At 69.8% G+C, this 11,498-nt stretch carries 13 protein-coding genes and 1 pseudogene; 6 read left to right on the top strand and 8 right to left on the bottom strand.

The annotated features are described in order from the left end of the window. Positions 1–30: 30 nt before the first annotated feature. Positions 31–1,872: an asparagine synthase (glutamine-hydrolyzing) gene (gene asnB / locus IZR01_RS26940; protein ID WP_194893661.1), complete on the bottom strand. Its 1,842-nt coding sequence runs from the start codon at positions 1,870–1,872 to the stop codon at positions 31–33. Between the two features lie 350 nt (positions 1,873–2,222). Next, the gene (locus tag IZR01_RS26935; RefSeq protein ID WP_194925470.1) at positions 2,223–3,050 is read right to left on the bottom strand and encodes a G1 family glutamic endopeptidase; all 828 of its coding nucleotides are present in this window, start codon (positions 3,048–3,050) and stop codon (positions 2,223–2,225) included. 430 nt (positions 3,051–3,480) lie between these two features. On the opposite strand from IZR01_RS26935, the gene IZR01_RS26930 reads away from it, so the two are divergent. From IZR01_RS26930 to IZR01_RS26915, 4 genes are all read left to right on the top strand, one after another. Further along, positions 3,481–4,215 (top strand): LysR substrate-binding domain-containing protein, encoded by a 735-nt coding sequence (locus IZR01_RS26930; RefSeq protein WP_194925469.1) that lies wholly within the window; start codon positions 3,481–3,483, stop codon positions 4,213–4,215. A 173-nt stretch (positions 4,216–4,388) separates the two neighbouring features. Then, positions 4,389–5,294 (top strand): glycoside hydrolase family 19 protein, encoded by a 906-nt coding sequence (locus tag IZR01_RS26925; RefSeq protein ID WP_194925468.1) that lies wholly within the window; start codon positions 4,389–4,391, stop codon positions 5,292–5,294. Positions 5,295–5,552: 258 nt separating this feature from the next. After that, a complete protein-coding gene (locus IZR01_RS26920) occupies positions 5,553–6,074 on the top strand; it encodes a SigE family RNA polymerase sigma factor (protein ID WP_194925467.1) in 522 nt (173 codons plus the stop codon). Between the two features lie 35 nt (positions 6,075–6,109). After that, on the top strand, positions 6,110–7,372 hold the full coding sequence (locus IZR01_RS26915) for an endolytic transglycosylase MltG (protein WP_194925466.1): 1,263 nt from the start codon (positions 6,110–6,112) through the stop codon (positions 7,370–7,372). A gap of 38 nt (positions 7,373–7,410) precedes the next feature. Here the strand turns inward: IZR01_RS26915 and IZR01_RS26910 are convergent, their stop codons facing one another. Beyond that, the gene (locus IZR01_RS26910; protein ID WP_194925465.1) at positions 7,411–8,073 is read right to left on the bottom strand and encodes a response regulator; all 663 of its coding nucleotides are present in this window, start codon (positions 8,071–8,073) and stop codon (positions 7,411–7,413) included. Next, a pseudogene (locus tag IZR01_RS26905) lies at positions 8,070–8,216 on the bottom strand (sensor histidine kinase); the annotation flags it as partial. The gene IZR01_RS26910 and the pseudogene IZR01_RS26905, both read right to left, overlap by 4 nt. Positions 8,217–8,241: 25 nt before the next feature. On the opposite strand from IZR01_RS26905, the gene IZR01_RS26900 reads away from it, so the two are divergent. Further along, a complete protein-coding gene (locus tag IZR01_RS26900) occupies positions 8,242–8,886 on the top strand; it encodes an ABC-2 membrane transporter-related protein (RefSeq protein ID WP_194925464.1) in 645 nt (214 codons plus the stop codon). Between the two features lie 98 nt (positions 8,887–8,984). On the opposite strand, the gene IZR01_RS26895 is transcribed toward IZR01_RS26900, so the two are convergent. Beyond that, positions 8,985–9,293 carry a hypothetical protein gene (locus IZR01_RS26895; RefSeq protein ID WP_194893652.1) on the bottom strand — a complete coding sequence of 103 codons (309 nt, stop codon included), beginning with the start codon at positions 9,291–9,293 and terminating at the stop codon, positions 8,985–8,987. 141 nt (positions 9,294–9,434) lie between these two features. Here IZR01_RS26895 and IZR01_RS26890 point away from each other — a divergent pair, with 141 nt between their 5' ends. Then, positions 9,435–9,938, top strand: a complete 504-nt coding sequence (locus IZR01_RS26890; protein ID WP_194925463.1) for a GNAT family N-acetyltransferase — start codon at positions 9,435–9,437, stop codon at positions 9,936–9,938. On the opposite strand, the gene IZR01_RS26885 is transcribed toward IZR01_RS26890, so the two are convergent. The 3 genes from IZR01_RS26885 to IZR01_RS26875 form a co-directional block, all read right to left on the bottom strand. Beyond that, positions 9,931–10,746, bottom strand: a complete 816-nt coding sequence (locus IZR01_RS26885; RefSeq protein WP_228560303.1) for a hypothetical protein — start codon at positions 10,744–10,746, stop codon at positions 9,931–9,933. The two genes, IZR01_RS26890 and IZR01_RS26885, sit on opposite strands and share 8 nt — an antisense overlap. A gap of 139 nt (positions 10,747–10,885) precedes the next feature. Further along, on the bottom strand, positions 10,886–11,275 hold the full coding sequence (locus IZR01_RS26880; RefSeq protein WP_194893650.1) for a DoxX-related protein: 390 nt from the start codon (positions 11,273–11,275) through the stop codon (positions 10,886–10,888). Positions 11,276–11,285: 10 nt separating this feature from the next. Then, positions 11,286–11,498: hypothetical protein (locus tag IZR01_RS26875; protein WP_228560302.1), on the bottom strand; the 213-nt coding region annotated here is incomplete at its 5' end.

Genomic DNA, 11,498 nt, shown 5'->3' with positions numbered 1-11,498 from the left:
CCCCGACCCGCGCGTCAGGGCGTCAGGGCGTCAGGCCCAGCTGACCTCCGGCTTGTACATCTCCAGCCACAGCGCCAGATCCAGCGTCCGTTCCAACTCCCGCCGGGAGGCCTGCATGATGCCCGGCGAGTCATCGGTGACCAGCCGGCGCACGGTGTCCGGCTCGACGAAGTCGAAGACCGGGTGGCCCGGCTGGGCCAGCAGGTCGGCGACCCGGGCGCGCAGCGCGACGACGTAGCGCGGGTCCTGAGTCGACGGGTAGGGGCTCTTGACGCGGTCGTAGACCGAGCGGGGCAGCACATCGCCCGCCGCCTCGCGCAGCAGCGACTTCTCGCGGCCGTCGAAGGACTTGATGGCCCACGGCGCGTTGTAGACGTAGTCCACGAGCCGGTGGTCGCAGAACGGCACCCGCACCTCCAGGCCCACCGCCATGCTGAGCCGGTCCTTGCGGTCGAGCAGGATCCGGACGAACCGCGTCAGGTACAGGTAGCAGACCCGGCGCATCCGGAACTCGAAGTCGCTCTCCCCGGGCAGCCGCTCGACGGCCGCGACCGCCGTGCTGTAGCCGCTCTCGATGTAGTTCTGTAGGTCCAGTGCCTGCCGCAGCTCCGGGCGCAGCAGTCCCATGTCGTCGCCGAAGTTCTCGGCGTAGCGCACCAGCCAGGGGAAGTTGCCGCCGCGCCGGGCGTCCTCGTTGAAGAAGTCCTGGTAGCCGCCGAACACCTCGTCGGCGGACTCGCCGGACAGCGCGACCGTGGAATGGCTGCGGATCTCCTTGAACAACAGATACAGCGAGGTGTCCATGTCGCCGAAGCCGACCGGCTTGTCGTGGGCGCGGATCACGGTGCGCCGGGCGTCCAGATCGGTCAGCGCCTCGGCGTCCAGCACGATGTCCTGGTGGACCGTGTTGGAGTATTCGGCGACCGCGTGCACGAACGGGGTGTCGGGGTCGGCGCGCATCGGGTCGGGAACGAAGTTCTTCTCCTGGCCGACGAAGTCGACGGCGAAGCTGCGGATCTTCTCCCCGGTCTTGGCGAGCTCCCGCGCGGACAGCGAGGTGAGAGTGGAGGAGTCCAGGCCGCCGGAGAGCAGGACGCAGCGCGGGACGTCGGCGACCAGCTGCCGGCGCACGATGTCCTCCAGCAGTTCCCTGACATGGGTGATGCTGGCCTCGCGGCTGTCGGTGTGCTCGTGGGTGGTCAGCGTCCAGTAGACGTCGGTGCGCAGGCCCTCGGGTCCGACCGTGACCACGGTGCCCGGCTGGACCTCGTGCATCCCGTCCCAGAAGGCGTGCCCCGGGGTCTTGACCATCACGAACAGCTCGCGCAGGCCGTCCAGGCCGACCGCGCGCCGGGACAGCGGGTTGGCCAGGATCGCCTTGGGCTCGGAGCCGAACAGGACCCCGTCCGGGGTCGGGTAGTAATACAGGGGCTTGATGCCCATGCGGTCGCGGATCAGCCGGAGCTTGCGGTCCCGGCCGTCCCAGATGGCGAACGCGTACATGCCGTTGAGCCGTTCGGCGACGGCCGCCCCCCACTCGACGTAGCCGCGCAACACCACTTCGGTGTCGGATTCGGTGGTGAAGCGGTGCCCGCGCGAGGCCAGTTCGGCGCGCAGCTCGGTGAAGTTGTACGCCTCGCCGGAGTAGACGACGGCGACCTTGTGCCCGCCGACCTCGACGGTCATCGGCTGCCGCCCGCCGGGCAGGTCGATGATGGCCAGGCGGCGGTGCCCCAGCGCGCCGGGGCCGTCGATGAAGGTGCCCACGTCGTCCGGGCCGCGGCACGCCATCGTCGCTGTCATCTCGTCGAGCACGTGCGCCTCGGCGCGCAGATCGCGCTCATAGGAGACCCAGCCGGTGATCCCACACATAGTCGTTCCTTTCCGCCTCGCCCGGTTACCCGCCCCTGATGTCAGGGGCGGTCGGCGACGAAGGACCCTTACCCACGCAGTGGTTAGCTGGCCTATACAAGTAGTCCGAGGGAGGGATGTTTGGCGGTAAATCGTCGCCTTGTGGCCGAGAATCGACCTTCAGAGTACTTACGAAGTGTTCGATGACCACGGACGTCGCCGTCGATGTGAGCACTCTGTAACTGGCCCGAAACCGACAGGCGGCGGACCGGGAAGGTCCGCCGCCTGTGAATCACCGGCTATCGGGCTGATCAAGCCTTCTCCCGGATTGATCAGAAGATTGATCAGAGGGTTGATCAGTCCTGAAGAGCTCAGCCTCCGCTGTAGGTGACGGTGAAGTCACCGTTACCGTCGTCGGGACCGGTCGAGGCGATCACGTTGCCGCTGCTGTCCGTCATGTCGATGGCCTGCGCGCCGGAACCGGACATCGGCGAGCCGTTGAACGTGGAGCCGCTGAAGTTGACCGAGGAGAAGTCCGGCAGCGGCGTGACGCTGCTCCCGGAGGTGACCGCCTCGGCGATCACCTCGGCGCTGGCGTCGGAGCCGGACGCGCCGACCGTCTGGTTCTCAGTCCAGCCCTGGGTGTTGTCGGTCAGCACCATCTGGTACTGGCCGCCACCGGTGTCGGTCACGGTCGACGTCAGCGAGTCGCCGGCGGACACCGGGTCGCCGTACTCCTGGATGCTGTTCGCCGGGTACGTCTCCCACCACGCGAACTGCTGCGGCGAACCGCTGGAGCAGTCCACACCGGTGCCGTCCTGCTCCACCGTGCTGCTACCCCACCCGTCCAGACCGATCCAGAACGCCACGATTCCGCTGGAGTTGCAGGACACGTCGGGCTCGACCCAGCTGGAGCTGACGCTGGTGAACGACCCGCTGTTGGCGGCGTAGCCGGCCCAGTTGGTACTGGTCTGGTTGGCGACGCCGTGCCCGGAAGCAGGGCGCTGCGAATGCAGCAGGTGCGAGAAGTGCTGCAACTGCTGGGCCGGCAGGCTGACCACACCGTGCGCAAGGTGGTGCGTGTGCGCGGCCGGCGTCACATGCCCGGCGGCCGGCTCCGCGGCCTGTGCGCTCCCGATCCCCGCCGCGGCGGCCAACGCCACCGCCGCGACGAATCCGAGAAGCCTGAATGAACGCATGGATGCCTCCCTAACTGTGGATGAGCTGGGGGTTCTGGTGCGTCTCACCCCGGACCGGGATGCCGGCCGGGGCTGGTGAAGACCTGTTGGTCTATACCTCGGGGAGTTTGACACCGGGTGTCGGGAGGCGTCCGTAAAGGTGGGGTAAAACCTCTGATTTGCTTGGCCGATACCGGTCTGGCACGGATTGGCCAACCACCAACCACCAACCACCGACCCGCTTGGCGGCCTTCGGATTCCGCCTCAGCCCTGCTGCTGCGGCGGACCCCACTGCGGCTGAGCCGGACCCCAGGCCGGACCGGTGCCCGGACCCGTGCCCGGGCCCCCGACCGGACCCACGCCGGGAGGCTGCTGCCACTGCTGCTGCGGCGGCGGCTGGTTCCACGGTCCCGGCGGCGGCTGTCGGCCGTAGGGAGCGGCGACCGGGCCGGTGAGCATCGGCCTGCCGCTGTCGGCCGTGCCGGAGGTCGCCGCGACCGCGTTGCCGTGGCTGGCCGAGCCCCACCCCGGCATAGAACCGCGCCTGGTCGAGGCCTACACCGACGACGGCCTGCCCGCGCTGCGGGTCGGCGACCTGGACATCCTGTTGGTGGCCGACGACCGCCAGAGGGCGACTCCGGTGCCGCCCGGCCTGCATTCGTTCGTGGTCTTCGAGGGGCTGTACCGCATCGCGGTGCCGGCTTCGTGGCCGACGCCGGCCGGCCCGGCGGACCTCGACGGCCGTCCTTGGGTGGGCGCCCCGGCCGGCTCGGCCCGGGCGCGGGCGTTCGGCAGGTTCGCCGCGACGCACGCGATCACGCCGAGCGTCGAGCATCTGGCCGTGCACCAGATGACCACCAAGGCGATGGTGTCCGCACAACTCGGGGCGGCGCTGCTGCCGGAGTTCCTCGCGGCGACGATCCCGGGCGGGACGTTGTGCGACATCGAGGTGGCGGGCACGTATCTGGTGCGGATGTTCCGCCGTCGGCTGACGGACCGGTCGGTGCCCGCCGTGGAAGCCGCGGCATCAGCCTTCTACGACGCGATGTTGGTGGGGGCCGAGCGGTACAGCGATTCACCGCGAGCAGCAAGGCCGGTGCACGTCGTCCACCCGCAGGATCCGAGCCGGACGGCCGGCAGCCGACCGCGGCCTCCGGTCCGCAGTGATTCTACGAACCCTGATTAGCCCAGGTCCCGAGCCCGGGCCCGAGCCGTCCCCGGCCCGGACGGGCACCCCTGGCGCCCGGGTGGCGAAGCCAAGCGGTCTGGACCAATTTCAGCTCAAAGCCTTGACTGGTATGGACCAATTCAGTTCACTCCAAATGCCACCACTCGACATCTCCCCCACAGGAGTGGCTCATGTCCCTTACTCACGCATCAAGACGCACTCGCCTGCTCGCGTTGCTGACTGTGCTGGCCGCCGTGCTGGGTTTGGCGCTGATCGCGCTGCCCGCCGCACCGGCCCGGGCCGACACCACGTGTGCGGCGCCGTGGAGTTCCACCGTCGCGTACACCGGCAGCCAGGTCGCTTCCTACAACGGCGACAACTGGTCCGCCAAGTGGTGGACGCAGGGCGACATACCCGGCAACAACAGCCAGGACGTCTGGGTCGATCAGGGCGCGTGCACGACCGGCGGTGGCGGGGGCACCACCGGCGGCTTCGTGGTCAGCGAGGCGCAGTTCGACCAGATCTTCCCGAACCGGAACTCCTTCTACACCTACGACGGCCTGGTCGCGGCGCTGAGCGCCTACCCCGGGTTCGCCACCACCGGCAGCACCGCGACGCAGCAGCAGGAGGCCGCGGCGTTCCTGGCCAACGTGGACCACGAGACCGGCGGCCTGGTGTACATCCGCGAGATCGACCAGTCCGGCGACTACTGCGCGAGCGAGTCCTACGGCTGCCCGGCCGGCACGTACTCCTACTACGGCCGCGGACCGCTACAGATCAGCTGGAACTTCAACTACTACGCGGCCGGCACCGCGCTGGGCATCGACCTGCTCGACAACCCGGACCTGGCCGCCACCGACTCGGCCACCTCGTGGAAGACCGCGCTGTGGTACTGGATGACGCAGAACGGGCCCGGCACCATGACCGGGCACGACGCGATGGTCAACGGCGCCGGCTTCGGGCAGACGATCTGGGCCATCAACGGCAGCGTGGAGTGCAACGGCGGGAACCCCGGCGAGGTGCAGGACCGGGTCAACGACTACGAGAGCATCACCGGGGTGCTCGGCGTGGATCCGGGCGGGAACCTGAGCTGCTGACAGGGATCCCCGCCCCTCCAGCGAACCCCACTTACTGACAGCTATAACGGAACGATTCGCGGCGGCCCCACCGGATACCTCGGTGGGGCCGCCGCTTTGTATGGGACTCGCGCTCGGCGGCCCGATCCGCTGAAATCGAGGCGGCCGGAAAAACCTCCGCGCGCCTTTCAACTTCCTGCCCGCCCGGAGGCTCTACCCAGTGTGCGCGCCGAGTTCTCCGGTGCGCGGGGCGAGGAAAGGAGAGCGGGGTGTCGCCGAATGGCGCTCACCGAGCATGAGGAGCAGGCGTTCTGGGAGTTCGTGGCAGGCCGGCGGCAGCAGCTGGTGCGAACCGCGTATCTGCTCACCGGGGACCACGGCCACGCCGAGGACTTCGTCCAGGACGCGCTGATCCGCGCCCACCGCAATTGGCACCGGATCGAGCGCGCGGACCAGCCGGAGGTGTATGTCCGCCGGATCATCGTCAACTTGGCGAACTCCTGGTGGCGGCGTGCTCTGCGGCACCGTACGCACGTCGCGTGGCAGCCGCCGGACCTGCCGGACGAACACGACGGCCACGCCGCGGTGGACCGGGAGGACGAGCTGTGGCGCGCGCTGGCCACACTGCCGCCGGGCATGCGCGCCGTGATCGTCCTGCGCTACTACGAAGAACTCACCGAGGCGGAGACCGCGGCGTTGCTGGGCAAGTCGCTCGGCACGGTGAAGAGCCAGGCTTCGCGCGGGCTGGCCCGGATGCGCCGACTGCTGTCCGCGTCCCGGGCCGAGGTGACCGCACGGTGAATCAGGATACTGAGACAGAAAGGCAGGAGCCGTCGATGCAGGACCAGGGGCCCGGGGAGCTGGGCGGATTCGGGGACGAGGTCGCCGGCATGCTGCACGCCCGGGCGCTGCGGCATCCGGACCACGCCGACCCGATCGGGATGACCAGGAAGCATCTGCGGGCGGCCAAGGGGCGTCGGCGCACGGCGCTCGGGGCGACGGCGACGCTGGTGGTGGCCGGCGGGGCAATATTCGGCAGCGGGTACGTCGGGCTCGCGCACGACAACGGCACCGGCGCCGGCGCGGGCTCAAGTAAGGGCACGACCTCGGGTGCGAACGGATCGGCACCGGACTACTCGGCGGCCGCCACCTGCGCGGCGAACGTGAAGGTGCCGGTCGACATCCCGCGCGGTGCGACCACCACGGCCATCGCGCACGCCCTGTTCGAGGCCGGCGTCGTCAAAAGCGAAAACGCCTACATCAACGCCGCGAACCACAACCAGGGCTCGGCGGACATCGGCGCCGGCACCTACGTCGTCTGCCCCCGGATCTCCGGCGACAACGCGGTGCTGGAGCTGTTGAAGAAGTCGAACCTGTCGGACGCCTCGCAGATCATCGTGCAGCCCCACGAGTGGGCAAAAGACGTCATCGCCAGCCTGATCGACAAGCGCAAGTGGCGGCAGGCCGATTTCGACGCGGTGATCCAGGACAACACCATCGGGCTCCCGGCCTGGTCGAAGGACTCGCTGACCGGCCAGTTCACGGTCGAGGGGATGCTGGAGCCGGGGACGTACTCGCTGACGTCGAGCGACACCCCGCAGTCGGTGCTGACCCAGATGGTGGCGAACCGGATGACGTTCCTGAAGAGCATCGACTTCGAGACCAAGGCCGCCGCGCTGACCTGCGGCACCACCCACTGCACGCCGGAGCAGGTCCTGACCGTCGCCTCCATCGCAGAGGGCGAGGTCACCGACCCGAGCGACGGCCAGAAGGTCGCCGAGGGCGTCTACAGGCGCCTGAAGGACAACGACTACCTGGGCGTCGACTCGACCGCGCTGTACTACATCGGGCACCTGCCCGCCGGGAAGCTCCCGACCGTGGCGCAGGTCCAGGACCCGAACAACCCGTACTCGACCTACGCCCCGCACCACGGCCTGCCGCCGACCCCGGTCTACGACACCTCGGACGACATGATCAAGTCCGCGCTGACGCCGGCGCATCAGGGAACGTACTACTGGTGCGTCACGTCCATGGGTACGGAGTTCTTCATGAAGAGCCAGACGTCGGCGTTCAAGAACTACTGCAACAGCGCGAGGTGAAGGCGCTTCGCACGGCAGGGTGGATCAACATCGCACCCTCACACCGGCTTGACCAGCCCGGCGTCGTAAGCGGCGATGACCAGCTGGGCACGGTCGCGGGCGTCCAGCTTCATCAGCAGCCGGCCGATGTGGGTCTTGGCCGTGGACAAGCTGACGTGCAGATGCGCGGCGATCTCGTCATTCGACAGTCCCAGGCCGATGAGCGTGAGCACTTCGCGTTCCCGCTCTGTGGTGTCCGGCAGCCCGGCGAGCGGACGCCGGGCCGGCTCCGGACGCCGTGTGAACTCCTCGATGAGACGTCGGGTGACGCTCGGCGCCAGCAACGCCTCGCCGGCCGCCACGACGCGGATCGCGGCCAGTAGATCGGCTGGCGGTGTGTCCTTCAGCAGGAAGCCGCTGGCGCCGGCGCGCAGGGCGGAGAAGACGTACTCGTCGACGTCGAAGGTGGTGAGGATCAGAACCCTGATTGCCGGGGTGGCGGGCCCGGCCGTGATCCTGCGGGTCGCCTCGATGCCGTCCATGCCGGGCATGCGGATGTCCATCAGCACGACATCAGGGTGCTGACGTGCGGCCAACTCGACCGCCTCGGCGCCGGTCGCGGCCTGGCCGACCGAGGTCAGGTCCGGCGCCGAGTCCACCAGGAGGCTGAAGCTGCCGCGGACCAGGGCTTGGTCATCCGCGACCAGCACCTTGACGGTCATGCGGGGGTCTGCCTCTGGACTGTCGTCGTCGCCTCGGTCAGCGGCAGGCGGGCCGTCACCCGGAATCCGCCTCCGGGCAGCGGTCCGGCCTGGAACTCCCCGCCGTACATGCCGACCCGCTCGCGCATGCCGACCAGACCGTGGATCTCGCTGCTGGGACTGGCCAGCATGGCGTTCGCCGGCCTGATCAGCCTCCTGATCAGCTGGTGGGCCGCGCCGATCGACGCGGCCGGCGGCTTCCCGGTCGGCGGCGGGTCGCAGATCAGCCGCTTCCAGAAGGTGGTGTTCGACGCGCGGGGCGTGGCCCCGCTGGGCTACGCGGCACTCGGCTTCGTCGTCGGCGTACTGCTCGGGGTGCTGATCCGGCGCACCGTTCCGGCGATGGCGGCGACACTCGTGGTGGTCGCGGCGATCCAGTTCGCGATGCCGACCTGGATCCGGCCGAACCTGCTCACGCCGGTCACACTCACCAGCCCGGTGCTGACCGCCTCGGCGCTCCAGCCGGCGCAGTTCGGGACCGAGGGACAGGTGACGGTGCCGGTCGACATTCCCGGGGCGTGGATCGTCACCGACCGGACCGTGAAGCCGGACGGGCACAGCTTCAGCATGCTCGGCACGTCGCAGTGCTCGAACTTGCCGATGGCGCAGACCGACGACTGCCTGGCACGGCAGGATCTGCGGCAGGTCGTGCGATACCAGCCGGCGAACCGGTTCTGGGAGTTCCAGGGGATCGAGACCGCGATGCTGCTCGGCGCCTCGGTGGCGCTGGCCGCGGGCGGGGTGCTGTGGCTGCGCAGGGTGCGGCTGGCGTAGGGGGTCGGGGCGCGCTGATCCGGCGCCGCGGCCTCGACGGGCCCTGCCGAGGCCGCGGCGGATCCTCACAGCGGCTTGGGCGGCCGCATGCGGATCGGTCAGGTCACCTGGTTCCAGCCGTACTGAGCGGTCGCGCTGCCGCAGGAGGCGTAGGAGAACCCGCCGGCGCCGTCGGCGGGGGCCAGGCCGCCGATGGCGGTGTTGCCGTTGGAACAGTGCGCGTACGCCTGGAACCAGGTTCCGGTGGCGTAGCCGGAGCAGTGCCCGACATAGGTGGTGCCGCCGGGGGATCCGGAGCAGTACCCGGTGGCGGGGGCGGCCGTCGCGGCTTGGGCGGCGGAGCTGACGCCGAACAGCCCGAGTCCGGTCGCCAGGACGATGGCGGCGACGCGATTCCTGGTGGTCATGTGCCTCTCTCTCCTGTTGTGATGGCTGGCCGCGCAGCTGCGGCCTTCGCAGAACGCTGGCATAGTCCGGTCAGGACCGGTCCTGAGGCGCGGGTCGTACGCTCGGCGCGGGGCCGGCGCGTCGGAGGGCAGAATGGGCCCATGGTGGAGATCGACTTCATAACCGAGTCCGACCGCGCCGAGTGGGAAGCCCTGGCGCGCGGCAAGGACACCTACTTCGACGTCGAGCGCACCGACGCCGACTACGAGCGGACCTGGCGGCGGCTGATCGACGGCGGGCAGGTGCACGGGATCGCGGCGCGGCTGGACGGCGAGATGGTCGGCATCGCGCACTACTTGTTCCACGCCAGCGTCTGGTACTCCGGGAAGTGCTACCTGGCCGACCTGTACGTGGACGAGAAGGTTCGGCGGCGGGGCGTCGCGACGGCGGTGCTCGACTGGGTCGCGCGGGAGGCCAGGGATCGCGGGTTCCCCGGCCTGTACTGGAACACTTTGGAAGACGCCCCAGCGCGTGCGCTCTACGACAAGGTCGGCAGGTTCCACGACGGGCTTATCTACTACTCCTACCGGCGGAGCTTGAGCGCGGGCGGCGGTGCCGCGAGTGGCACCGCCGCTGGCAGCACCGTCGGCGGCGGCGCTAGCTGATCGGCGTCGGCAAGTCCCCGGCCAGCAACATCTGCGGGACCTGGGTGAAGGTCCAGCCGCCGCCGGGCACGCGGGTGAAGACGTAGACGATGTCGAAGCGCTCACCGGGCCAGGACTTCGGCGGCGTCGGCGTCACCGGGCCGAGGTGGGCAATGATGTCCGGGATGTGCTGGTGCTCCCAGGCGACCAGCGTCGGCCCCGAAGGCCCGGTGGGACCAGTCAGCCAGCCGGCGAGTTCGGCTTCCTGGCCGACCGAGAACTGTGTGGAGAGGGTGACACCGAGGGCCGCGGCCGTGGGGGTCACCGTCTCCTCGGGACGCTTGCTGTTGCTGCCGCCGGTGCCGGGCGCGGAGGCGGCCACGGTGCCGGGGCGGGTCAGCCCGGCTCGGGGCGCGACCGGGCTGCCGGCCGCGTCGCGCGGGTCGAACAGTGCGGCCAGCGCGCCGGCCCGGGTCCAGCCTTGGATGGTGAGCGAGTGCGAGTCCTGGGTGCCGTCGGAGGTGAGGCCGTACGGCGCGCCGGAGCCGGTGGGCTTCTCCGCGTGCCGGATGATCATCAGTACGTTGAGACCGCCGTGTCCCGCGGTCGCAGCCTCAGCCTGGACACCCGCGCTGGTACTGCCCGCGCCAGTGCCACCCGCACCGCCCGCGCCGCCAGTGGTTCCGGTACTGTCCACCGACTCGGCGCCCTTGCCCTGCTCCTTGTGCTTCTTGCCGCCGCCGTCCGAGCAGCCGGCGAGGACCGGCAACGCCACGCCCGACGCCAACGCCGCCAGCGCACTCCGCCTGCCCAGGCCCCGCTCCGCCATCTTCGCCCGCCTTCGCTCGTCTGGAAATCACCGGCTCGCGGGTGAAGACTGCCCTGCGATGCAAGGTGGTTGCAAACGAGCTGAGTACAGCGCGTGCCCGCCCCCTCACGGAATCAGCGGCGTCAGCGTCAGCCTCAGGTCAGTCCCGGCGCTTCCCAGCGGCACCGGACCCGGCCACCTTGAGCGCCCACCACACAAGCGGCACCTGCAACGGCAGCCGCCCCAGCGCCGCCACCCGAGCCGGGGCCGGTCGGTCACGCCAGTCACGGGCCATCTTGACGTTGGCCGGAAAGACCGCGACGAACAGCGCCGCAGCCGCCTGCGCACCCCGACGACGCGACCCCGGGTTCGCAACCGCAGCGGCCACCGCGAGCTCGGCGGCCCCGCTGATGTAGGTCCAGGCACGTGGGCTTCCCGGCAGGGACCGGGGCACCATCGCGTCGTAGGGGCGCGGCGCGACGTAGTGGGTGACGGCCGCTGCCGCGAGGAAGCCGGCGAGGGCGGTGGGTGAGGAGTTCAGCCGGGGCATGTCGGCGATCCTACGGGGCGTTCGGGTGGATCGGGTGGATCGGGTCGATCGGGTCGATCGGGTCGATCAGGTCGATCAGGTCGATCAGGTCGATCAGGTCGATCAGGTGGATCGGGTCGTTTGTGGGCGGCGCGGGGTTTGGGTCTTTTTCTGGGGGGCTGGAGTTTGCGGGTCGGGTTGCGGTTGAGCTGTGGGTTGAAAGGCGACTTTTACGGCCTTCGGT

It is taken from the genome of Catenulispora pinisilvae, assembly GCF_015356865.1.
Lineage (GTDB): Bacteria > Actinomycetota > Actinomycetes > Streptomycetales > Catenulisporaceae > Catenulispora > Catenulispora pinisilvae.
Note: the sequence above shows the minus strand (reverse complement) of the source record. Positions and strands in the feature narration are given on the sequence as shown.

Coding starts and splice junctions, on each gene's coding strand:
- asnB (WP_194893661.1), bottom strand. CDS start 1,872: ATGTGTGGGATCACCGGCTGGGTCTCCTATGAGCGCGATCTGCGCGCC.
- IZR01_RS26935 (WP_194925470.1), bottom strand. CDS start 3,050: ATGCGTTCATTCAGGCTTCTCGGATTCGTCGCGGCGGTGGCGTTGGCC.
- IZR01_RS26925 (WP_194925468.1), top strand. CDS start 4,389: ATGTCCCTTACTCACGCATCAAGACGCACTCGCCTGCTCGCGTTGCTG.
- IZR01_RS26920 (WP_194925467.1), top strand. CDS start 5,553: ATGGCGCTCACCGAGCATGAGGAGCAGGCGTTCTGGGAGTTCGTGGCA.
- IZR01_RS26915 (WP_194925466.1), top strand. CDS start 6,110: ATGCAGGACCAGGGGCCCGGGGAGCTGGGCGGATTCGGGGACGAGGTC.
- IZR01_RS26910 (WP_194925465.1), bottom strand. CDS start 8,073: ATGACCGTCAAGGTGCTGGTCGCGGATGACCAAGCCCTGGTCCGCGGC.
- IZR01_RS26900 (WP_194925464.1), top strand. CDS start 8,242: ATGGCGTTCGCCGGCCTGATCAGCCTCCTGATCAGCTGGTGGGCCGCG.
- IZR01_RS26895 (WP_194893652.1), bottom strand. CDS start 9,293: ATGACCACCAGGAATCGCGTCGCCGCCATCGTCCTGGCGACCGGACTC.
- IZR01_RS26890 (WP_194925463.1), top strand. CDS start 9,435: ATGGTGGAGATCGACTTCATAACCGAGTCCGACCGCGCCGAGTGGGAA.
- IZR01_RS26885 (WP_228560303.1), bottom strand. CDS start 10,746: ATGGCGGAGCGGGGCCTGGGCAGGCGGAGTGCGCTGGCGGCGTTGGCG.
- IZR01_RS26880 (WP_194893650.1), bottom strand. CDS start 11,275: ATGCCCCGGCTGAACTCCTCACCCACCGCCCTCGCCGGCTTCCTCGCG.